The organism is Streptomyces sp. NPDC008001, assembly GCF_042958085.1.
Classification (GTDB): domain Bacteria; phylum Actinomycetota; class Actinomycetes; order Streptomycetales; family Streptomycetaceae; genus Streptomyces.
In genome coordinates, this window is the sequence record NZ_JBIBIZ010000002.1 from 397,884 (window position 1) to 419,537 (window position 21,654).

The window sequence follows — 21,654 nt, forward strand, 5'->3', positions numbered from 1 at the left end:
CCTTCCCACGGCCCGATGAAGGCGGTGGAGGGGAAGAACGGCGCGTTGACCGCCCGGGAACGGGCACGTTTTCGCCCCGGTGTGGGCGCGTATCGGCCCGGGAGCAGGCGTGTCCCGTCCCGGTGCGGGCGCGTCCGCACCGGGACGGGACGGCCGCGCCCGGCTGTGCCGGAGGTCACCCTCCCGGACCGCCGTCCGAGGCCACGTCCCCGGCCGCCGTCCGAGGTCAGACGACGGGCCCGCGCGGCGGGCTGACGGTGGTGCGCGGCGGGCGGCGCTGCGAGGAGGTGCGGACGATCAGCTCCGTCGGTATCACCTGCTCGACCGGCCGGCCGCTGTCCAGCCCCTCGATGGCGTCGATGAGCAGCTGGACGACCGCGGTGCCGATGCGCCGCGGCTTGAGGGAGAGCGTGGTGATGGGCGGCTCGGTGGTGGCGTACACCGTGGACTCGCTGCAGCAGACGAGCAGCAGGTCGTCCGGGACGCGCAGCCCGTAGCGGCGGGCGGCGGCCAGCAGGTCGGTGCCGTTGGGGTCGAAGAGGCCGTAGACGGCGTCGGGCCGGTCGGGGCGGGCGAGCAGCCGGTCGGCCGCCACGGCGCCGGCGCAGGGGTCGTGGGCGGGGTACTTCTCGTAGACCGGGTCCTGGCCGACCCGCTCGCACCAGTGCAGGTAGGCGTGGGTGGAGAGACGGGTGTACGTGTCGGTGCTGGTCCCGGTCAGCAGGCCGATCCGGCGGGCGCCGGCGGCGGCGAGGTGGTCGAGGATGCCCAGGACGGCGGCCTCGTGGTCGTTGTCCACCCAGGCGGTGACGGGGAGCGTGCCGGCGGGGCGGCCGTCGGAGACGACGGGGATGCCCTGGCGGACGAGGTCGGAGACCACGGGATCGTGGTCGGAGGGGTCGATGACGACGGTGCCGTCGAGGGCGACGTTGGACCACACGTCGTGGCGGGAGGTGGCGGGAAGGATGACCAGGGCGTAGCCGCGGGCCAGCGCGGCGGAGGTGGCGGCCCGGGCCATCTCGGCGAAGTAGGCGAACTCGGTGAAGGTGAAAGGTTCATCCCCGTACGTGGTCACGGTCAGGCCGATGAGCCCCGACTTGCCCGTACGGAGGGTGCGGGCCGCGGCCGACGGGCGGTAGCCCAGCCGGTCGGCGACCTCGCGGACATGGCGGCGGGTCGCGTCCGGTAGCCGGCCCTTGCCGTTGAGCGCGTCGGAGACGGTCGTGATCGAAACCCCGGCGGCGGCGGCCACGTCGCGGATGCCCGCACGTCCATGCCGGCTGCCCCTGCGGGATGGTTCCGCCCGGCTCACCTGATGCTTCCCTGCTGCTGTCATGGCGAGCCGATAGTAGGGCTCGGGTGGTCGGTTGGCAGGGCGCCCTATTTGACTGTTGACAGGGACGTTTCTGCAAGAGGAATTCCCTTCAATGACCATGGAAACGCAGCCGGTTACGGGTACCGGCGGCGGGCCGGTGGCCTGTGGCATATCCGCACCTGGTGAATGGTCCAGGTCTCGAAGAGGTCTCAACTCACCTTCATGGGGGATGCGCGCCACGGCGCCCGCCACCGGCGCGCGGCTTTTACGGAAGCGCTCCCCCCTGCGGCGGCTCGGGGGTGTCTGCGCGTGGCTCACGGATTCTGCGGCTCCGGACTCATGGCTCCGGAGTCATGGATCTGGAGTCATGGCTCAGGGGGGGCGTGGATCCGGTCCGCTGTGCCGGGTCCCGTCTCCGAGTCCCCGTCTGCGGGCCTCCGTCTCCGGACCCGCATCTCCGGACCCCGCAGCTCTGGACGCCGACCCGGTGAATCCTCTTAAGGTGTGCAGTATTCATGTCCGCTATTCGTGGAGGACCTGCGGTGACCGAGAAGACCCCGAAGCTGCGCGCCGCGCTGGACGACGTGCCCACCTACAAGCCGGGCAAGCCCGCCGCCGCCGACGGGCCGGTCGCGTACAAGCTGTCCTCCAACGAGAACCCGTATCCGCCGCTGCCGGGCGTGCTGGAGAAGGCCGTCTCCACGGCCGGCTCCCTCAACCGCTACCCCGACATGGCCTGCGCCGGGCTGATGGCCGAGCTGGCCGAGCGCTTCTCCGTGCCGCTGACGCACCTGGCCACCGGCACCGGCTCGGTGGGCGTGGCCCAGCAGCTGGTGCAGGCCACGGCGGGCCCCGGCGACGAGGTGATCTACGCCTGGCGGTCCTTCGAGGCGTACCCGATCATCACGCAGGTCTCCGGTGCCACGCCGGTGCAGGTCCCGCTGACGGGTGACGAGGTCCACGACCTGGAGGCGATGCTGGCGGCGGTCACCGACCGGACCCGGCTGATCTTCGTCTGCAACCCCAACAACCCCACGGGCACCGTGGTGCACCGGGCCGAGCTGGAGTCCTTCCTCGACCGCGTGCCCTCCGGCATCCTGGTGGTGCTCGACGAGGCGTACATCGAGTTCGTCCGCGACCCCGACTACCCCAACGGTCTGGAGCTCTACCGTGACCGGCCGAACGTCTGCGTGCTGCGGACGTTCTCCAAGGCGTACGGCCTGGCCGGGCTCCGCGTGGGCTTCGCCGTGGCGCACGAGCCGGTGGCCGCGGCGCTGCGCAAGACGGCCGTGCCGTTCGGCGTGAGCCAGATCGCGCAGGAGGCCGCCGTCGCGTCGCTGCGCAGCGAGGACGCCCTGCGCGAGCGGGTCGACGCGCTGGTGGCGGAGCGGGCGCGCGTCGTGGAGGCGCTGACCGGCCAGGGCTGGACGGTGGCGCCGACGCAGGCGAACTTCGTGTGGCTGCGGCTGGGGGACCGGACCGTGGACTTCGCGCAGGCGTGCGAGCGGGCCGGGGTGATCGTGCGGCCGTTCCCGGGTGAGGGTGTGCGCGTGACGATCGGCGAGACCGAAGCGAACGACATCTTCCTGAAGGCGGCCGAGGAGTTCCGCAAGGAGCTCTGACCGCAGGCCCGCGCGCGACGAACGCCGCATGTCCCTCCCGGGGCGTGCGGCGTTCGTGCGTCCGGCGTGGGTCGTGCGCAGGGGTGCGGGTCGCGGGGCGGGCGCCGGGCCGCGCTAGGGCCGAAGGGGGTACCCCCCTGAGTTGTCCGGAAAGTGGGTGCGCCATAATGCTTGTGAATGTGAACGCGTTCACAAGCGCGCCTCAATGTCCTGCTTTACCTGGGGCATACAGGTGCATAACGCCGGAGACTCGTGTTGCCGGCGATGCGACAGGCAAGGAGAGACCGAGTGAATCTGGCTTTGGCTCCTGAGACGCTGGCCCGCTGGCAGTTCGGCATCACGACCGTCTACCACTTCCTCTTCGTCCCGCTCACGATCAGCCTCGCAGCGATCACCGCAGGTCTGGAGACCGCCTGGGTCCGGACGGGCAAGGACAAGTACTTCCACGCCACGAAGTTCTGGGGAAAGCTCTTCCTGATCAACATCGCGATGGGCGTGGTCACCGGCCTCGTCCAGGAGTTCCAGTTCGGCATGAACTGGTCGGACTACTCCCGCTTCGTGGGCGACGTCTTCGGCGCCCCGCTCGCGATGGAGGCCCTGCTCGCCTTCTTCTTCGAGTCGACCTTCATCGGCCTGTGGATCTTCGGCTGGGACAAGCTGCCGAAGAAGATCCACTGCGCCTGCATCTGGATCGTCGCCGTCGGCACGCTGCTCTCCTCGTACTTCATCCTGGCCGCGAACTCCTGGATGCAGCACCCCATCGGCTACGCCATAGACAAGGCGACAGGCAAGGCGCGCCTGACCGACGTCTGGGCGGTGTTCACCCAGAACACCACGCTCGTCGTCGTCTTCCACACCCTCACCGCGGCCTTCCTCACCGGCGGCGCCTTCATCGTCGGCATCGCCTCCTTCCACCTGTGGCGCGCCAAGCGCAAGCAGCTGCGCGGCGAGGAGCTCGGCGAGAAGCAGCGCAGCCAGGTCGGCGCCATGCGGACCTCGCTGCGCACCGGCCTCGTCATCGCGGTGATCGCGGGCATGGGCACCGCGATCAGCGGCGACGAACTCGGCAAGGTGATGTTCGAGCAGCAGCCGATGAAGATGGCCGCGGCCGAGGCGCTGTGGGAGACCAAGGCGCCGGCGCCGTTCTCGGTCTTCGCCGTCGGCGACGTCAGCAAGGGCCACAACAGCGTCGAGATAGAGATCCCGGGCCTGCTCTCCTTCCTCGCCCACAACAACTTCTCCGAGGCCGTCCCCGGCATCAACGACATCGCCGCCCGCGAGGCAGCCCAGTTCGGCGGCAAGCCGGAGGACTACATCCCCAGCATCTTCATGACCTTCTGGGGCTTCCGGCTCATGATCGGCTTCGGGATGACCTCCTTCGTCGCCGGGCTGATCGGGCTGTGGACGACCCGCAAGAAGTTCTGGCTCGCGCCGGAGTTCCGCACGGGCGAGACCGAGGTCCCGCGGCTGATGCTGACCCGGACGCGCGAGATGAGCCCGTTCCTCACCGCCTGGTCGTGGCGGATCGGCATCCTGACCATGGGCTTCCCGCTGATCGCCAACTCCTTCGGCTGGATCTTCACCGAGATGGGCCGTCAGCCCTGGGGCGTCTACGGCCTGATGAAGACCGCCGACGCGGTGTCGCCGGGCGTCAGCCAGGGCGAGGTGCTCACCTCCATGGGCGTCTTCACCCTGCTGTACGGGGTGCTCGCCGTGGTCGAGGTCAAGCTGCTCGTGAAGTACGGCAAGGCCGGACCGGACACCGACGAGAAGCCGCCCGCGAAGGACCCGCGACTGCGGCTGCCCTCCGGCGGCGCGGGGGAGCGCCCCGAGGACGCCGACAAGCCGCTGACCTTCGCCTACTGACGCACCGGCCGGCGTACGGATGCGCCGGCCGGCCTACGGATGCGCTGACCGACGCTTTCGTCCGCCGACGGGGCGGAACGGAACGGAGAACCGACCATGCACCTCCACGACTTCTGGTTCCTGCTGATCGCCGTCCTGTGGACCGGCTACTTCTTCCTCGAAGGCTTCGACTTCGGCATAGGCGTACTGACCAAGCTGCTGGCCCGGGACCGCACCGAGCGCCGGGTCCTGATCAACACGATCGGGCCCGTCTGGGACGGCAACGAGGTCTGGCTGATCACGGCGGCCGGTGCGACCTTCGCGGCGTTCCCCGACTGGTACGCGACCCTGTTCAGCGGCTTCTACCTGCCTTTCCTGGTCATCCTGGTCTGTCTGATCGTGCGGGGCGTCGCCTTCGAGTACCGCCACAAGCGCAGCGGTGAGCGCTGGCAGAGCAACTGGGAGCACGTGATCTTCTGGAGCTCGCTGCTCCTCGCCTTCCTCTGGGGCGTGGTCTTCGCGAACATCGTCCGTGGCGTGCCGATCGGGCCGGACAAGAACTTCACCGGCACCCTCGCCGACCTCTTCGGCCCGTACTCGCTCCTCGGCGGCCTCCTGACCCTCGTGCTGTTCACCTTCCACGGCGCGGTCTTCGCCGCGCTGAAGACCGTGGGCGACATCCGCGACCGGGCCCGCTCCCGCGCCACCGTGCTGGGGATGACCTCGGGCGTGCTCGCCGTGGCCTTCCTCGGCTGGACGCAGGTCGAGTCCGGCAACGGACGCAGCCTGCCCGCCCTGATCGTCGCCGTCGCGGCGCTGGCCGTGGCACTGGTCATGAACCACTACGGGCGCGAGGGCTGGGCCTTCGCGTGCTCCGGCGTGGCGGTCGCCGCGGCCTTCGCGCTGATCTTCCTCGCGCTCTTCCCGGACGTCATGCCCTCCTCGGCCGACCCCGCCTGGAGCCTGACCGTCGCCGACGCCGCCTCCAGCCCCTACACCCTGAAGATCATGACTTGGGTGGCGGTGCCCGCGACGCCGCTGATCATCGCCTACCAGGCCTGGACGTACTGGGTCTTCCGCAAGCGGATCGGCACCCAGCACATCCCGGCGCCGGCCGCCCACTAGGGCGCCCGGACCCACCCGCGACGACGGACGGAGGACAGGCCCGTGAAGCCCGTCGACCCCCGACTGCTCAGGTACGCCACGGCCACCCGATTCTTCCTGGCCGCCTCCGTCGTCCTGGGGCTGGCGGGCGCCGGTCTCGTCATCGCCCAGGCGATGCTCGTCGCGGAGATCGTCACCGGTGCCTTCCAGAACGGGCGGACCTCGGGGGACCTGGGCACGGCCCTCGCGCTGCTGGCCGCCGTGGCCGCCGGCCGCGCCGCCGTGTCCTGGCTCACCGAACTCGCCGCGCACCGCGCGAGCGCGGCGGTCAAGTCCGAGCTGCGCGACCGGCTGCTGACCCGCGCCACCCTGCTCGGGCCCGGCTGGCTGGACGCGCGCAGGACCGGCGAACTCACCACCCTCGCTACCCGCGGCGTGGACGCGCTCGACGACTACTTCGCCCGCTACCTGCCCCAGCTGGGCCTCGCCGTCGTCGTCCCCGTCGCCGTCCTGGCCCGTATCGTCTCCGCGGACTGGGTCTCCGCGCTGATCATCGTCCTCACGCTGCCGCTCATCCCCCTCTTCATGATCCTCATCGGCTGGGCCACCCAGTCGCGGATGGACCGCCAATGGCGGCTGCTGACACGGCTGTCCGGGCACTTCCTCGACGTCGTCGCCGGACTGCCCACGCTCAAGGTCTTCGGCCGGGCCAAGGCGCAGGCCGAATCGATCCGCACGATCACCGCCGACTACCGGCGGGCCACCCTGCGGACCCTGCGCATCGCCTTCCTCTCCTCCTTCGCCCTCGAACTGCTCGCGACGGTTTCGGTGGCGCTCGTCGCCGTCGGCATCGGCATGCGGCTCGTGCACGGCGAACTCGACCTGTACACCGGGCTGATGGTGCTGGTGCTCGCTCCGGAGGCCTACCTCCCCTTGCGGCAGGTCGGCGCGCAGTACCACGCCGCGGCCGAGGGCCTGGCGGCTGCGGACGAGGTCTTCGCCGTCCTGGAGACCGAGCCCGCCCCGGCGGGGACCGCCCCGGCCCCCGACGCCCGGCAGGCGGCCCTGACAGTCGACCGGCTGGAGGTGCGCCACCCCGGACGGGCCGAACCCTCGCTGCCCGAAACGTCGTTCGAAGTGGCTCCCGGCGAGACGGTCGCCCTCGTGGGCCCCAGCGGCTCCGGCAAGACCACCCTGCTGAACGTGCTGCTCGGCTTCGCCCGCCCGGCCGCCGGCCGGGTGCTCGTGGGCGGTACGGATCTGGCATCGCTCTCCCCCGAAAGCTGGCGGGACCAGGTGGCCTGGGTCCCACAACGACCCCGTCTCTTCGCCGCGACGGTCGCCGAGAACGTACGACTGGCACGGCCCGGCGCCACGGACGCGCAAGTGCGCGAAGCACTGCGCGCAGCCGGAGCGCTCGACTTCGTCACCATGCTGCACCACGGCACTGACACCCGGCTCGGCGAGAACGGAGCCGGGCTCTCCGCCGGTCAGCGTCAACGCATCGCACTGGCAAGGGCGTTCCTTGCCGACCGGCCGGTCCTGCTGCTGGACGAGCCGACGGCGAACCTGGACGGGGAGACCGAGGCCTCGGTCGTCGAGGCGATCCGGCGGCTGGCCGCCGGGCGCACCGTGATCATGGTCGTGCACCGGCCGGCGCTGCTCGCCGTGGCCGACCGGACGGTGCGGCTGGCCGGTCCGGTCGCCGGCCCGGTCTCGGGCTCGGTCTCTGGCCCGGTCCCGGGGCGGGACGCTTCCGGACCGGGTGTTTCCGGGCTGGATGCTTCCGGGCGGGATGCGGTGCCGGGGCAGCGGGCCGGTGAACCGGGACCGCTCGGCTGGGAAGGGCAGAGGCCCGAGGCGCAGAGCCCCCAAACACAGAGCTTGGGCGTGCAGAGCTTGGACGTGCAGGGTCCGGGGGCCGGGGGCCCCGCGCCGGCCGGGCCCGCTGACGACCCGGGCGACACCGTGCGCGGCCCGCGGCCTCCCCGCATTCTGGGGCGCGTGCGCGCCGCCGGGCGCCCTCTGCGGGGCCGGTTCGCCCTGGCCCTGTTGCTGGGCGCCCTGGCTCTCGGCAGCGCCGTGGGGCTGATGGCCGTGTCCGGCTGGCTCATCTCGCGGGCCTCGCAGCAACCGCCCGTGCTCTATCTGATGGTCGCCGTCACCGCGACCCGCGCGTTCGGCATCGGGCGCGCCGTCTTCCGCTACGCCGAGCGCCTGATCTCCCATGACGCCGCCCTGCGGGCCCTGGCGGGCCTGCGAGTGGGGGTCTACCGGCGGCTGGAGCGCCTGGCGCCCGCCGGGTTGCGCGACAGTCACCGGGGCGACCTGCTGTCCCGGCTCGTGGCGGACGTGGACGCCCTGCAGGACTACTTCCTGCGCTGGCTGCTGCCGCTCGGCTCGGCGGTCCTCGTGGGGGGTGCGTCCGTCGCCTTCCTGACCTGGTTGCTTCCGGAGGCCGGCCTGGTGCTCGCCGCCGGGCTGCTGGTCGCGGGTGCGGCCGTGCCGCTCCTGTCCGGGACGGTCGCCCGCCGCGCGGAGCGCCAGTCCGCTTCTGCGCGCGGTGAGTTGTCCGTGCAGGTGGTCGATGTCCTGGCCGGTACGGACGAGCTGACCGTGGCCGGTGCCCTGCCCGAGCGGCTGAACGGACTGCGTGCGGCGGACGGCAGGCTCACCCGTATCGCCCGGCGTGCCGCGGCGGCCACGGCGCTCGGCTCCGGTCTCTCCGCCCTCGCGTGCGGCCTGACGGTCGCTGCCGCCGCCTGGACGGGAGTGACGGCCGTGCACGACGGCCGGCTGGACGGCCTGTGGCTGGCCGTGGTCGTGCTGACTCCCCTGGCCGCGTTCGAGGCGGTGGCCGGGCTCCCGCTCGCAGTGCAGTACCGGCAGCGCGTACGGCGCTCCGCGGAGCGGGTCTACGAGGTGCTGGACGCGCCTCCGCCCGTACGGGAAGGGACGGCAGACGCACCCGGCTCACCCTTCCCCCTGCGACTGACCGGCTTGACGGCGCGCTACCCGGGGCAGCCCGCCCCCGCCCTGGAGGAGTTCGGGCTGGAGCTCGAAGCGGGTCGCAGGGTGGCCGTGGTGGGGCGGTCCGGCGCGGGCAAGACGACGCTCGCACAGGTGATGCTGCGCTTCCTGGACGCGGAGGCCGGTACGTACACCCTCGCGGGCAGGGACACGGCACCCATGACGGGGGAAGCGGTGCGCCGTCCGGTGGGGCTGTGTGCGCAGGACGCGCACATCTTCGACAGTTCCCTGCGCGAGAACCTGCGCCTCGCCCGGCCGGAGGCGAGTGAGGCCGATCTGCGCGAAGCCCTGCGGTCGGCGCGCCTCCTGGAGTGGGTCGACGGTCTCCCGCAGGGGATCGACACGCTGGTCGGGGAGCACGGGGCACGGCTGTCCGGCGGGCAGCGGCAGCGGCTCGCGCTTGCCCGCGCGCTGCTCGCGGACTTCCCCGTGCTGGTGCTCGACGAGCCGGCCGAGCACCTCGACGTGCCGACCGCGGACGCGCTGACCGCCGACCTGCTGGCGGCCACCGAAGGCCGCACGACCCTGCTCATCACGCACCGGCTGACGGGCCTGGAGGCGGTCGACGAGGTGATCGTGCTGGAGCGGGGGCGGACGGTCCAGCGAGGCCCCTACGAGGCGCTGGCGGGCGTGGACGGGCCGTTCCGGCGGATGCTGGAGCGCGAGGCCGCGGCGGACACCGGTCTGGAAGCGCTTTCCCTGACAAATGGGGCTTACTAGGCTCTTGGTATGGCAGCCACGGCAGACGAGCACGGCCCTCGGGCCGCCACCGGCTCCTCCGGGTCCGGGGCGGCCAGGAGCGGGCCGAGCCTGATGGACCCCCTGGCCATCGCCACGGAGGCCACCCGCAGCCTTCAGGGCATGTCCACGGAGCTCACCGCGCGCATCCCGCAGCTGCTGGAGGCGATGCGGTCGGTCGGCACCGGCCTGGAGCTGCACAGCACCCTCGACCGCATCACCCGGACCGCCGCCGAGCTCGCCGACGCCCGCTATGCCGCCATCGGCGTCATCGACTCCACCGGCGAGGGCTTGGCCGACTTCATCACCTACGGCGTGACCAAGGAGCAGCACGAGCGCATCGGCGCCCTCCCCGACGGCCATCACGGGCTGCTCGGAGCCCTCATCCACCAGCCCGCGCCCGTGATGCTCACCGACCTCTCGTCGGACCCGCGCTCGGCAGGCTTCCCGCCGGAGCACCCGCCGATGCGCACCTTCCTGGGCGTGCCCATCCGCGTCGGGGCGGAGATCTTCGGCAACCTCTACCTCACCGAGAAGCGGGACGGCGGCGAGTTCAGCCTCGCCGACCTGAACATGGTGAAGATCCTGGCGACGGAGGCCGGCATCGCAATCGGCAATGCGCGCGTGCACGACGAGGAGCGCCAGCGCATGCGCTGGATCGACGGCTCGGTGGCCGTCACGACGGCCCTGCTGTCGCGAGGCGACGCCGAGGACGCGCTGTCCGTCGTCGCCGAGCAGGCGCGCCGCCTCGCCGACTCGGCCGCGGGCATCGTGCTCCTGCCGGACGGCGACGGCGGGCTGGAGATGGTGGCCGTCTCCGCCGACGACCCGTCCGGTCTGCTGGGCACGGTGATGCCGCCCCACAGCCCGGTCGTCTCGCACCTGCTCGCCGGCGAACCGGTCTTCATCGACGACTCCGCCACCGACCCGCGCATGATCACGGAGGTGGCGCCCCGCTTCGGCCCGAGCATGCTGCTGCCGCTCAAGAGCGGCGACCGGGTGCTCGGGACGCTCGCGACGCCGCGGGCGCGCGGCGCCCGCAAGTTCACACCGGCCGAACGCACCCTCGCCGCCCAGTTCGCCGCCCAGGCGGCCCTGGCGCTCGTCATGGCCGAGGCCCAGCGCGACCGCGAGCGGCTGGCCGTCTACGAGGACCGCGACCGCATCGCCCGCGACCTGCACGACCTCGTCATCCAGCGGCTGTTCGCCACCGGGCTGATGCTGGAGAGCGCCCAGCGCAACGCCGTCGTCCCCGACGTGAAGCTGAAGCTCGGCCAGGCCGTCGACGAGCTGGACGTGACCATCCAGGAGATCCGTACGGCCATCTTCGCGCTGCAGCAAGGGCCCGCGGAGGCTCCTGCGGGGCTCCGTACGCGTGTCCTGCGCGAGCTGGGCACCGCGGCGGTGCCGCTGGGCTTCCAGCCCTCCGCGAGCTTCGTCGGCCCCGTGGACGCCAAGGTCGGGGAGCTCACCGGAAAGAACCTCATCGCGGCGCTGCGCGAAGCGCTCTCCAACGCGTTCCGGCACGCCCACGCGTCCCGCATGGAGGTGGTGGTGGACGCCACGGTCGCGCTCCCGGACGGCAGACCGGCGGTACGGCTGACCGTTGCGGACGACGGGGTCGGCATCCCGGAGGGCGGCCGGCGCAGCGGGCTGAAGAACCTCGCCAAGCGCGCCGAGTCGCTGGGCGGCTCCAGCTCGTACGGGCCGGGGCTCGGGGAGGACGGGGGCGGCACGCGGGTGGTGTGGGAAGCGCCCCTGTGAATCCTTGGGAAGGCGCGTCCGGAAGCCCTCCGGGAGAGGCCGTCCACGGGAGCGTCCGTGCTCCGCAGCGGAGCACTGCCGGGCGCCGCTCCGGTCGCCCGTCCGGCCGCAGGAGGTCCATCGAACGGACCTCAGCGGGCGCGCTCGCGCAGGACACGCGACAAGATCGCGTCCATGCGACGCCTGTGCGTTCCGATACGCGGGCCGCGTCTGCTGCCGAAGGCCGGCGCCGTGGTCCTCTCCGTCCTGTGCGTGCTCTGCAGCGTGTGCGCGCTCGGATTTCCGTCACTCCCGCCCGGGCCGCCGGGCACCGTGCGCGCTCCGGACCGCGCCACCCGGGTCACCTCGGAGGTGCTCCGCCTGACCCGGGAGGCGGAGGACGCCCGGAACCGGTACGAGCAGGCCCGGCGCGAGGCCGAGGCGCACAAGGCGCGGGTCCGGGAAATAGGCCGGCAGCTGCAGGACCGGAGAGCCGTCTCCGACACCCTGCGCGAGGACCTGGGGTCGGCCGCCCGTGCGCAGTACCGCATGGAGGGCTTCACCACCGTCCCCGCCGACGAAGCGGCCCTTGAGGACCCCATCGAACTGATGGCTCTGCAGGTGCCCGACGCGCGGCGCCGTGCGCGGCTCGCACGGATGCTGGACGAGTACAGCCGCAGGAACCGGAGCCTGGCCGCGGAGGAGGAGCAGCTGGCCGCCGAACGGTCCGGGATCGACAAGGACAGCGAGCGGCTGCAGGAGCACGTGCAGGCCGTCGAGGCTCGCCTCGCGGCGGCCCGCGGAGACCTCAACAGCATGGCGCAGGCGGCCGTCGAGAGCGGCCACTGCACCACGCTCAGCCGTGCGGCCGCGGGCGACGGGACGGCCAAGGACCAGGCTGTGGCGCAGGCGAACGGGCGCTGGACGCGGCCGGTGACCTCGTACCAGCTGACCGCGGGCTTCGGAGGTGTAGGGGCCAACTGGGCGAGCACGCACAGCGGGCAGGACTTCGCCGTGCCGGCCGGCACGCCCGTGCGGTCGATCGGTGCCGGGACGGTGGTCGCGACCGGTTGCGGAGGGGCGTTCGGCATCAGCCTGGTCGTGCAGCACGACGACGGCTGGTACTCGCAGTACGCGCACCTGGCGGCGATGTTCGTGAGCCCCGGCCAGCAGGTGCGTGCCGGCCAGTGGATCGGGCTGTCGGGGACGACCGGCAACTCCACCGGACCGCACCTGCACTTCGAGATCCGCACCTCGCCCGAGTTCGGCTCGGCGGTCGACCCCGTGCCGTGGCTGAATGCCCGGGGAGTACGGCTGTAGGCGGCCGAGGGCCCGGCCGCACGGGGATGCCCGCGGGCCCTGAGGGCGCGGCTAGCGGAGCTCCCCTGCGGTGCGGCCCTGCAGGATCTGCTCGATGACCATCGCGACGCCGTCCTCGGAGTTGGCGGCGGTGTGGTGCGCGGTGACCGCCAGCACGTCGGGGTGGGCGTTCGCCATCGCGTACGCCGTACCGGCCCAGCCGAGCATCTCCAGGTCGTTGGGCATGTCACCGAAGGCCACGACTTCTTCGGGGGAGATGCCGCGCTCGGCGCAGCAGCGCGCCAGGGTGCTGGCCTTGCTGACCCCCAGGCCGCTGATCTCCAGCAGGGCGGTCGGACTGGACCGGGTGAAGGAGCCGTGCGCCCCGGCTGCCGCGCGGGCGATCGAGAGGAACTCGTCCGGGCCGAGTTCCGGGTGGCTGGCCAGCAGCTTGATGATCGGCTCGGTGTAGCCGCTGTCCTCGCCCAGGAGCTTCTCCGCCGGGGCGACGACGGCGCACGGGTCGAGGAAGAACGGCGGGTAGGCGGGCTCGTAGTGGAAGCCGGAGGTGCGCTCGACGGCGAACGAGGAGCCCGGGGCGGCGGCGCGTACGGCGTGCACGATGGCGAGTGCGTCGGCGCTCCCCAGGGGGTGGATGTCGACGAAGCGCGCGCCGTCGCGCAGGTCGACGACCGCGGCGCCGTTGGCGCATATCGCCAGGCCGTGACCGTGGACGTGGTCGCTGACCACGTCCATCCAGCGTGCCGGGCGGCCGGTGACGAAGAAGACCTCGATGCCCGCAGCCTCGGCCGCGGCGAGCGCCGCCACCGTACGCTCGGAGACCGTCTTGTCGTCCCGCAGCAGCGTGCCGTCCAGGTCGGTGGCGATCAGCCGGGGGATGTCGGCGGGCCGCGGGGCGGCCGGGGTCTCGGGCTGCTCGGTAGCTGAAGTCACAGGTTCCATTCTGGGTCACAGGCATATGCGACGCACAGGTGTGCGTCGTTCCGCGTATGCGTTCAGGCCGGGGCTGTGGCCGTTGTCACGGAGGGTGCACCGGTTCCACCGCCTAGGCTCGGTGTCATGCGACTGAGCACCGTGATCCTTCCCGACCGCCGCTGGTCCGAGGGCGGCCGGGCCGCCTGGCAGCGCGCGGAGGAGCTGGGCTTCCACACCGCCTACACCTACGACCACCTGTCGTGGCGGACCTTCCGGGACGGGCCGTGGTTCGGCGCGATCCCCACGCTGACGGCGGCCGCGGCCGCCACCTCCCGGATGCGCCTGGGCACGCTCGTCACGTCGCCCAATTTCCGGCATCCCGTCACTCTGGCCAAGGAGCTCATCTCCTTGGACGACATCTCGGGCGGCCGCATCACGCTCGGCGTGGGGGCCGGGGGCTCGGGTTTCGATGCCACGGCGCTGCTGAAGGACGGCCAGGAGCCGTGGACGCCGCGGGAGCGGGCCGACCGCTTCGGAGAGTTCGTACCGCTGCTCGACCGCCTGCTCACCGAGGACGTCGTCACGCACGAGGGCGAGCACTACTCGGCCTTCGAGGTGCGCAACATCCCCGGCTGCGTGCAGCGGCCCCGGCTGCCCTTCGCCGTGGCGGCCACGGGCCCGCGCGGCATGAAGCTCGCCGCGCGGTACGGGCAGGCGTGGGTGACGACGGGCGACCCGAAGCTGTACGAGACCGGCACGCCGGAGCAGTCCCGGGCGGCCGTCGCGCGCCAGATCGAGCGGCTCGGCGCGACCTGCGCGGAGCTGGGCCGGGACGTCTCGGAGCTGGGGAAGACGATGCTGACGGGCTTCAGCCCGGACCGCCCGCTGGACTCCCTGGGCGCCTTCGTCGACTTCGCCGGCTCGCACGCGGAGCTCGGCATCGACGAGATCGTGGTGCACTGGCCGATCGCCGATTCGGTCTTCGCCGCGGACGTGGCGGTCTTCGAGAAGATCGCCACGGACGGACTCGCACAGCTCGCCGGCTGATCCGGTCGCCCGGCCGGCCCGGGGGATTCCCTCCGCGATCGGTGCGGAGGGAGAATCAGGGCATAGACACCTACCGGGGGCGTGTTCCACAGAGAGCCGCCGCCTTGGAGGTTTCCCATGCGCTCCTCGAAGAGCACCCGATTCGCCCCCGACCGGGGGCTGACCACCCGCATGGTGAGCACGATGTTCTTCATCGGGCTGCTCTACGTGGTCTTCGTGGGCGTCCTCCTGGCACTGCTGCGCGGTGCCTGGCCGCTCATCCTGCTCCTGGCGGGCGGCCTGTTCGTCGCGCAGTTCTGGTTCAGCGACCGGATCGCCGCCTTCAGCATGGGGGCGCGCGAGGTCACCCCCGAGCAGGCGCCCGAGCTGCACGGTGCCGTCGACCGCCTGTGCGCCCTCGCGGACATGCCCAAGCCCCGCGTGGCCATCGCCGACAGCGACGTGCCGAACGCCTTCGCCACCGGGCGCAACCGCAAGAACGCCCTGGTCTGCGCGACCACCGGACTGCTGCGCAGGCTGGAGCCGGAGGAGCTGGAGGGCGTGCTCGCCCACGAGCTCTCCCACGTGGCCCACCGCGACGTCGCCGTCATGACCATCGCCTCCTTCCTGGGCGTGCTGGCCGGGATCATCACCCGCGTCGGGCTGTGGGGCGGCCTCCGCCGCGTGGGCGGCCGCGACAGCAACACGGCCGTGCTGGTCGTGCTGATCCCGCTGATCAGCGCCGTCGTCTACGCCATCAGCTTCCTGCTTACCCGCTTGCTGTCGCGCTACCGGGAGCTGTCCGCCGACCGCGCGGGCGCCCTGCTGACCGGCCGGCCGTCCGCCCTGGCGGCCGCCCTGACCAAGGTCACCGGTGAGATGGCACGGATCCCCACCCGCGATCTCCGGCAGGCCGAGCCGTTCAACGCCTTCTACTTCGCGCCCGCCTTCTCCAAGGAGAGCTTCAGCCGGCTGCTGTCCTCCCACCCGACGCTGGAACAGCGGCTGGAGCAGCTCGGCCGGATCTCGGCCCAGCTCGGACGCCCCTGACGGCCACCGCCGGTCCCCGCCGAAGGCTCCCGCCGACGGCCCCGATCGCCTTCGCCTCCCGGAAAGGAGCGCGTGCCCGTGGGTTTCCTGGATGCCATCCTCGGCCGCAGCAAGCCGGTCCGCCCCGACCTCGACCAGCTCTTCGCCCTGCCGTCCGCCGCGGTCACCCTCGAGGCGGGCGCCGGCTTCACCCCGACCGGGCTGGGCTCGGTCTGTTTCGCCAGCGTGGAGGGCGGGGCCTTCGGCCGGCTGCAGCAGGACGTACGGGACCTGCTGGACGCGGACACCGAGCGCGGCGGGGAGCCCGTCGAGTTCAGCCAGGACGGGTACGGCTACACATGGCTGCTCGCACGGCAGCCGCCCGAGGACACGGCCGCACTCGTCAATGACCTGCACGCGGTCAACACCCTGCTCCAGGAGGGCGGTTTCGGGCCGCAGCTCCTCTGCTCGCTCATGGGCTTCCGCAGGACGGACGGGCGCCCGCTGGCGCTGGTCTACCTCTACAAGCGCGGCACGTTCTACCCCTTCGCGCCTCTGGCGGGCGCGGAGGACAAGCGGGACAACGGCCTGGAACTGCAGGTGCGGGCGCTGCTGGCGGACGACCTGCGTATCGAGGAGGACCTGGCCCGCTGGTTCCCGGTGTGGGGCGCGCCCGGCCTGTGAGCCGCCGCGCGCCCGGCCGGGGAGCGGACGCCCCACCGGGCCGGGCACCCGGCTGCGACCGGGCGCGGACTCAGCCGGGGAACCGCAGGAACGCGGCCGGAACCCGCTCCACCAGCCACACCCCGTTCTCGCTCACGCGGAAGACGTGGCCCGCCCGGTGCATCCCGTACGCGTCCACGGTCAGGACCACCGCCTTTCCGCGGCGGGCGCCCACGCGCACCGCCGTCTCGCGGTCGGCGGACAAGTGCACGGCGTGGCGGGTCATGGGGCGCAGGCCTTCGGCCCTGATGGCCGCGACGGACCGCGACACCGTGCCGTGGAAGAGCACCGGGGGCGGTTCGGTGGCCGGCAGCCCGAGGTCGACCGGTAGGGAATGGCCCTGATTGGCCCGGACGCGGTCGCCGTCGAGGGTGTAGCGCTGTTTGTCGTTCGCGGCGACGACCTCCTCCAGCTCGGTCCGGCTGAAGGGGAAGCCGTGGGCGGCGCTCGCCTCCAGCAGGGAGCCGACGGACGTCCAGCCCTGTGCGTCCAGGGTGATGCCGATGCGGCCGGGCTCATGGCGCAGGTGCTTGGCCAGGTACTTCGAGATGCGCGTCGCGCGCTGTGCGTCCATCACCGGTCCCGGGCCTTCCCGAGCTCCTCGACGGCCCAGCGGGCCCACTCCTCGCGCATGGTCATGAAGCGCAGGCCGTACTCGAGGGCCAGCCGGCCGTTCACGGACAGCGGGTCGTCGCCCCAGTCGACGTTACGCTCCACCTCCTTCAGCACCCTGTGCTGGCCCGCGGCGCGCTCGGCCTCGCCCATGAGGTAGGCGGTGGCCTCCACGGGCGTGAGGTGGTTGAGGAAGAAGACGCGCAGCAGGACATCGCTCCGCCGCACCGGGTCGGGCTTGGTCTCGGTGAGCCAGCGGCGCAGCTCGGCGCGGCCCTCTTCCGTGATCGCGTACTCCTTGCGGCCGCGCGGGCCCTCCGCCGCGACCTCCAGCAGACCGGCCTTCGTGAGCTTGCCCAGCTCTCCGTAGACCTGGCTCTGAGTCGCCGGCCAGACGTTGCTCAGCGAGGTCTCGAACCGCTTCATCAGGTCGTACCCGCTGGCCGGCCGGTCGGCCAGCAGGCCCAGCATCGCGTGTCTCAGGCTCATGAGCCCCACTCTACCTTCCACAGTTGACATGTCGAGGGAAGACCCTCTACTTTCGACATGTCAAAGTTGGAATGTCGGCGCGACCGGCACCGCCCGAGGGGGACCTTTTCGATGAACTACGTGCGCAGCTTCATTCCGTGGATCGCCTACGCTGTCGTCTCCACCGCCGGCTGGCAGTGGGGCGCGGTGGCCGGGCTCCTCACGGGCGCCGTACTGCTCATCCAGGACCGCAAGGCCGGTGCCGCGGCGGATTCGCTGATCCTCGAGCACAGCACGGTCGGATACTTCGTCGCGCTCACGGCCCTCGCCTTTGCCTTTCCGCACAGCGGCCTGCAGCACTACGGCGGCGCCATGGCCCTGACCTGGCTCGCGCTCACCGCCTGGGCCACGGTGGCCGCCGGCCGCCCGTTCACGACCGGCATAGCCAAGCGACAGGCCCCGCCCGCGGTGTGGGACACCCCGGTCTTCCGCCGCATCAACGTCGTGATCACGTCCGTCTGGGCCGGTGCGTTCACCGTGACCGCCGCCGCCCTGGCCGCAGTGAGCGCCGCGGGCCTCGGCAGCGCGGTGTCCACGCCGGTGCAGGTCGCAGGCTTCGTCCTCCCCGCCGTCTTCACCGCCCGCTACCCCGAGCGCGTCCGCGCCCGCTTCATGCAGGCCGCCCGGTAGAGCCCCGCGGCACTTTCACCGCACCGCCCCGCACCCCGCCTCTCCGGCATCCACCACAGAGGAGACCCCGCGCCATGGCGACCGCCCCGCCCGCCCACCTCGCCGGTAACTTCGCCCCCGTCACGGAGGAGCTCACCGCGCACGACCTCCCGGTCACCGGGGCGATCCCGCACGGTCTCACCGGCTGGTATCTGCGCAACGGCCCCAACCCGCAGGACGCCGCGTCCAGTCACTGGTTCTTCGGCGACGGCATGATCCACGGAGTGCGTCTGGAAGGCGGCCGGGCCACTTCCTACCGCAACCGCTGGGTGCGCACCTCCACCTTCACCGACGGCGCCCGCATCTACGACGAACACGGCAGGCGCGACCTGACCGCCGGTGCGGCCAACACGCACGTGGTGCGGCACGCAGGCCGCACCCTCGCCCTGGTCGAGTCCTCCTACCCGTACGAGCTGGACTCCCGGCCCGGCCACGAGCTGGAGACCACCGGCCCGTACGACTTCGGCGGCCGGCTCACCACGCCGATGACCGCTCACCCCAAGACCTGCCCGGAGACCGGCGAGCTGCACTTCTTCGGCTACGGCGGCCTCTCCGCGCCCTACCTGACCTATCACCGCGCCGATGCGAGCGGTGAGCTGGCGGTCAGCAGGCCCATCGACGTGCCGGCGCACACGATGATGCACGACTTCCACCTCACCCGCTCCCACGTCGTCTTCATGGATCTGCCCGTCGTCTTCGACCTCGACCGCGCCATGCGGCCCGGCGGCGGCATGCCGTACGCATGGGACCCCGGCTACGGCGCCCGGCTGGGCGTGCTGCGCCGCGACGACCCCCACGGCGAAGTGCGATGGCTCCCCATCGACCCCTGCTACGTCTTCCACGCGCTCAACGCCCACGACGAGCAGGACGCCGGCGGCGAGCGCATCGTGCTGTACGTGACCCGCTATCCGCGCTTCGGCGCCGGGGGCGGCCGGGACGACCACGCCACCCTGTGGCGGTGGACCCTCGACCTGACGGCAGGGACGGTGACCGAGGACCAACTGGACGACCGGCCCTGCGAGTTCCCGCGGGTGGACGACCGGCTCGCGGGCCTCGCCGCCCGGTACGGCCACGTCACCGCCACCTCACTGCCCGGCAGGCCCCTCGAGCGCGGCGCCCTGCTCCGCTACGACCTGTGGACCGGCTCCGTCGCCCGCCACGACTTCGGGCCCGGGAGGACGCCCGCCGAGGCGGCGTTCGCCCCCGCCGACGACCGGCCCGGCGGCCCCGGATGGCTGCTGACCTACGTGTATGACGCCGGCACCGGCCGGAGCGACCTCGTCATACTCGACGCCGACGACCTCGCCGCGGACCCGGTCGCCACCGTCCACCTGCCGCAGCGGGTGCCCTACGGTTTCCACGGCAACTGGCTCGCGGACTGCTGAGCCGGAGGAGGGCCCCCGCGGCCGCGGGCTGCAGAGGCAGGGGCTAGCCGGCGTCGGGGCCGATGACCAGCGCATCCATCGTCCGGGCCTGCACCTCGCGCTCCACCGCGGCGGCCACGAAGGCGGCGACGTTCTCCTGCCCCACGAGCGCGGCCACGGCCCGGGCGGTCCGGTCCGGGAGCCGGACGGAGCCGTGGTGGGGGAGAGAGCCGGCGGGATCCGCCGGACCGCTCCGGGGCTGCGCCAAGCCGCCCGGAGGGTTCGCCGCAGGCTCACCCTCGGATGCCTCCCGGGCGCCCTCCGCCGCAGCCGGGCTGTCCTCGCAGGCTTCGGCGTCCAGGTGCCGGCGGAGATAGCTCGTCGCCAAGGCGCGCATGGCGCGGGCGAGTTCGGCGTCGACCGTCTGCTGGGCCAGCGGCCGGAGCCGGCGCACCAGCGAGGCGGCCTCGGTGGCCTCCTCGTCCGTGGGCGGGTGGTCGAGATACTGCCGGAAGACGTACTCGGTGGTGAAGTCCAGGAACCGGCCCGCTATGTGCTCGACCTTCGTGCGCAGTTCGCGCAGGTGGACGGTGATGGCGAGCAGCGGGACCCCGGCGGCGTGGAGCTCCGCGGCGACGGCCAGCTCCTGCGGGCTCGGCACGAGGAACTCCTCGGGCGAATCCGGTACGCGCACGAGGACACCGAGCTTCACCGCCTCCTCCACGGCCTCGTCGTCCTGGATCCCACCGAACCGCTCGCCCAGCTCCGCGCGGGTGATCCGGCCCGCCTCCTCGTCCGTCCACGGACCGGCCACCTCGGCGACCAGCCCGAGGACACCGCTCAGGCCGCGGCCGGTGTCCCAGGCGTCCAGCAGCTCTTTGATGCTGGCCAGGGTGTAGCCGCGGTCGAGGAGCCCGGCGATCTGCCGCAGGCGCGCCAGATGGGCGTCCCCGTAGACGTTGGCGCGGCCGCGCCGCTCCGGCTTGGGGAGCAGCCCGCGGTCCTGGTAGGCGCGGATCGTGCGGACCGTGGCACCGCTGCGGTGGGCGAGTTCCTCGATGCGGTACTCGCGGTCGGGGCCGGGCCGGCCGGCGTGGCCGCGCCGGCCGGGACGATCGGGCTGCTCGGACAAGTGTGTCGCTCCTTACGAGAGGGCCGCGCGGCCTATCGCGCCCGCCGCGGTCCGTGCCGCGGGCGAGGTCGCCAGATAGTCAACGGCCCTGCGCAGTGACCCCTCCTTCGAGGGATGGTACGACCGCCGGAGGTAGCGCGGGACGGCTCCGCCCAGCTCGCGCCAGCTCGGCAGCAGGCCCTTGGCCGCGGCCCGCTGGTGCTCGCGCAGCGAGTAACGCATCCGGCCCGCGAGCCGCGGGTCGTTCTGTATGAGAAAGCGCGCCCCCCGGCGCCACAGGTGGAACAGCACGGGCGCCGTCACGGCCATGCCGAGGACGCGGCGGGCGTAGCGGCCGCGGTCCTCGCCGCCGCAGTGCTCGTACATGTCGAAGGCGACCGAGCGGTGCTCGACCTCCTCGGCGCCGTGCCAGCGCAGCAGGTCCAGCATCACCGGATCCGGGACGGCCCGGTCCAGGCCCTCCGCCTCCAGCACCCAGTTGCCCAGGACGGCCGTGAACTGCTCGATGGCGGCGATCAGCGAGAGACGGAAGCGCAGCCATTCCCGTGCCGTCACCGGCATGCCGAACGGCGGCTCGTCGCCGAGCAGGACGTCGAAGAGGTAGTCGACGTGGCGGGTGTACGGGGCGGTGTCCAGGCCCTGTGCGGCGAGGTGGCCGAGCACGTAGGCGTGCTGCACGCTGTGCGTGGCCTCCTGGCCCATGAACCCCTTGACGTCCTTCAGCAGCACGGGGTCCCGCACCAGCGGCAGGGCTTCCTTGAACACCTTGACGAACCATCGCTCCCCGGCCGGCAGCAGCAGGTGCAGGACGTTGATGACGTGGGTGGCGGTGGGCTCGCCCGGTATCCAGTGCAGTGGTGTCGCGTCCCAGTCGAAGGAGACGCGTCTGGGGGCTATCGCGTGCCCGCCCCGGTGGCCGTCGGTCATTTCTGCTTCTCC

The 21,654-nt window shown here is 72.4% G+C and carries 17 protein-coding genes; 11 read left to right on the forward strand and 6 right to left on the reverse strand.

Going from position 1 to position 21,654, the window contains the following annotated elements:
• Positions 1–226: 226 nt before the first annotated feature.
• Entirely contained in the window at positions 227–1,336 is a 1,110-nt protein-coding gene (locus ACFZCD_RS06800; RefSeq protein ID WP_391828627.1) for a LacI family DNA-binding transcriptional regulator, read from the reverse strand.
• Positions 1,337–1,857: 521 nt separating this feature from the next.
• Between ACFZCD_RS06800 and hisC the strand changes: the two genes are divergently transcribed.
• The 6 genes from hisC (at position 1,858) to ACFZCD_RS06830 (ending at position 12,717) form a co-directional block, all read left to right on the forward strand.
• Positions 1,858–2,937: a histidinol-phosphate transaminase gene (hisC, locus tag ACFZCD_RS06805; RefSeq protein WP_391828629.1), complete on the forward strand. Its 1,080-nt coding sequence runs from the start codon at positions 1,858–1,860 to the stop codon at positions 2,935–2,937.
• 288 nt (positions 2,938–3,225) lie between these two features.
• Positions 3,226–4,803: a cytochrome ubiquinol oxidase subunit I gene (locus ACFZCD_RS06810; protein ID WP_391828631.1), complete on the forward strand. Its 1,578-nt coding sequence runs from the start codon at positions 3,226–3,228 to the stop codon at positions 4,801–4,803.
• A gap of 96 nt (positions 4,804–4,899) precedes the next feature.
• On the forward strand, positions 4,900–5,907 hold the full coding sequence (cydB, locus tag ACFZCD_RS06815; protein ID WP_391828633.1) for a cytochrome d ubiquinol oxidase subunit II: 1,008 nt from the start codon (positions 4,900–4,902) through the stop codon (positions 5,905–5,907).
• Between the two features lie 42 nt (positions 5,908–5,949).
• A complete protein-coding gene (cydD, locus tag ACFZCD_RS06820; RefSeq protein ID WP_391828635.1) occupies positions 5,950–9,636 on the forward strand; it encodes a thiol reductant ABC exporter subunit CydD in 3,687 nt (1,228 codons plus the stop codon).
• 93 nt (positions 9,637–9,729) lie between these two features.
• Entirely contained in the window at positions 9,730–11,418 is a 1,689-nt protein-coding gene (locus tag ACFZCD_RS06825; protein ID WP_391829008.1) for a GAF domain-containing sensor histidine kinase, read from the forward strand.
• Between the two features lie 174 nt (positions 11,419–11,592).
• Positions 11,593–12,717: a peptidoglycan DD-metalloendopeptidase family protein gene (locus ACFZCD_RS06830; RefSeq protein ID WP_391828637.1), complete on the forward strand. Its 1,125-nt coding sequence runs from the start codon at positions 11,593–11,595 to the stop codon at positions 12,715–12,717.
• Between the two features lie 51 nt (positions 12,718–12,768).
• Here the strand turns inward: ACFZCD_RS06830 and ACFZCD_RS06835 are convergent, their stop codons facing one another.
• Positions 12,769–13,659, reverse strand: a complete 891-nt coding sequence (locus tag ACFZCD_RS06835) for an HAD hydrolase family protein (RefSeq protein ID WP_391828638.1) — start codon at positions 13,657–13,659, stop codon at positions 12,769–12,771.
• A 117-nt stretch (positions 13,660–13,776) separates the two neighbouring features.
• On the opposite strand from ACFZCD_RS06835, the gene ACFZCD_RS06840 reads away from it, so the two are divergent.
• The 3 genes from ACFZCD_RS06840 to ACFZCD_RS06850 all read left to right on the forward strand — a co-directional run bounded on the left by ACFZCD_RS06840 (position 13,777) and on the right by ACFZCD_RS06850 (position 16,371).
• Complete coding sequence (locus ACFZCD_RS06840) at positions 13,777–14,679, forward strand: LLM class flavin-dependent oxidoreductase (RefSeq protein WP_391828640.1); 903 nt, start codon at positions 13,777–13,779, stop codon at positions 14,677–14,679.
• Between the two features lie 117 nt (positions 14,680–14,796).
• A complete protein-coding gene (htpX, locus tag ACFZCD_RS06845; protein ID WP_391828641.1) occupies positions 14,797–15,708 on the forward strand; it encodes a zinc metalloprotease HtpX in 912 nt (303 codons plus the stop codon).
• A 78-nt stretch (positions 15,709–15,786) separates the two neighbouring features.
• The gene (locus tag ACFZCD_RS06850) at positions 15,787–16,371 is read left to right on the forward strand and encodes a hypothetical protein (RefSeq protein ID WP_391828642.1); all 585 of its coding nucleotides are present in this window, start codon (positions 15,787–15,789) and stop codon (positions 16,369–16,371) included.
• A gap of 70 nt (positions 16,372–16,441) precedes the next feature.
• Here ACFZCD_RS06850 and ACFZCD_RS06855 read toward each other — a convergent pair whose 3' ends face one another.
• Complete coding sequence (locus ACFZCD_RS06855; RefSeq protein ID WP_391828644.1) at positions 16,442–16,984, reverse strand: RNA 2'-phosphotransferase; 543 nt, start codon at positions 16,982–16,984, stop codon at positions 16,442–16,444.
• Complete coding sequence (locus ACFZCD_RS06860; RefSeq protein ID WP_391828646.1) at positions 16,984–17,511, reverse strand: PadR family transcriptional regulator; 528 nt, start codon at positions 17,509–17,511, stop codon at positions 16,984–16,986. The genes ACFZCD_RS06855 and ACFZCD_RS06860 overlap by 1 nt, the downstream gene beginning before the upstream one ends.
• Positions 17,512–17,622: 111 nt before the next feature.
• On the opposite strand from ACFZCD_RS06860, the gene ACFZCD_RS06865 reads away from it, so the two are divergent.
• Positions 17,623–18,180 (forward strand): hypothetical protein, encoded by a 558-nt coding sequence (locus ACFZCD_RS06865; RefSeq protein WP_391828648.1) that lies wholly within the window; start codon positions 17,623–17,625, stop codon positions 18,178–18,180.
• Between the two features lie 74 nt (positions 18,181–18,254).
• Positions 18,255–19,604: a carotenoid oxygenase family protein gene (locus ACFZCD_RS06870; RefSeq protein WP_391828649.1), complete on the forward strand. Its 1,350-nt coding sequence runs from the start codon at positions 18,255–18,257 to the stop codon at positions 19,602–19,604.
• A 43-nt stretch (positions 19,605–19,647) separates the two neighbouring features.
• Here the strand turns inward: ACFZCD_RS06870 and ACFZCD_RS06875 are convergent, their stop codons facing one another.
• Positions 19,648–20,643: a MerR family transcriptional regulator gene (locus ACFZCD_RS06875; protein ID WP_391829009.1), complete on the reverse strand. Its 996-nt coding sequence runs from the start codon at positions 20,641–20,643 to the stop codon at positions 19,648–19,650.
• Between the two features lie 84 nt (positions 20,644–20,727).
• The gene (locus tag ACFZCD_RS06880) at positions 20,728–21,642 is read right to left on the reverse strand and encodes a metal-dependent hydrolase (RefSeq protein ID WP_391828651.1); all 915 of its coding nucleotides are present in this window, start codon (positions 21,640–21,642) and stop codon (positions 20,728–20,730) included.
• Between the last annotated feature and the right edge of the window lie 12 nt (positions 21,643–21,654).

Bases quoted from the DNA above. Each gene is read 5' to 3' on its own strand.
- ACFZCD_RS06800 (WP_391828627.1), bottom strand. From the start codon at position 1,336: ATGACAGCAGCAGGGAAGCATCAGGTGAGCCGGGCGGAACCATCCCGC.
- cydB (WP_391828633.1), top strand. From the start codon at position 4,900: ATGCACCTCCACGACTTCTGGTTCCTGCTGATCGCCGTCCTGTGGACC.
- ACFZCD_RS06825 (WP_391829008.1), top strand. From the start codon at position 9,730: ATGGACCCCCTGGCCATCGCCACGGAGGCCACCCGCAGCCTTCAGGGC.
- ACFZCD_RS06830 (WP_391828637.1), top strand. From the start codon at position 11,593: ATGCGACGCCTGTGCGTTCCGATACGCGGGCCGCGTCTGCTGCCGAAG.
- ACFZCD_RS06835 (WP_391828638.1), bottom strand. From the start codon at position 13,659: ATGGAACCTGTGACTTCAGCTACCGAGCAGCCCGAGACCCCGGCCGCC.
- ACFZCD_RS06840 (WP_391828640.1), top strand. From the start codon at position 13,777: ATGCGACTGAGCACCGTGATCCTTCCCGACCGCCGCTGGTCCGAGGGC.
- htpX (WP_391828641.1), top strand. From the start codon at position 14,797: ATGCGCTCCTCGAAGAGCACCCGATTCGCCCCCGACCGGGGGCTGACC.
- ACFZCD_RS06855 (WP_391828644.1), bottom strand. From the start codon at position 16,984: ATGGACGCACAGCGCGCGACGCGCATCTCGAAGTACCTGGCCAAGCAC.
- ACFZCD_RS06860 (WP_391828646.1), bottom strand. From the start codon at position 17,511: ATGAGCCTGAGACACGCGATGCTGGGCCTGCTGGCCGACCGGCCGGCC.
- ACFZCD_RS06865 (WP_391828648.1), top strand. From the start codon at position 17,623: ATGAACTACGTGCGCAGCTTCATTCCGTGGATCGCCTACGCTGTCGTC.
- ACFZCD_RS06870 (WP_391828649.1), top strand. From the start codon at position 18,255: ATGGCGACCGCCCCGCCCGCCCACCTCGCCGGTAACTTCGCCCCCGTC.
- ACFZCD_RS06880 (WP_391828651.1), bottom strand. From the start codon at position 21,642: ATGACCGACGGCCACCGGGGCGGGCACGCGATAGCCCCCAGACGCGTC.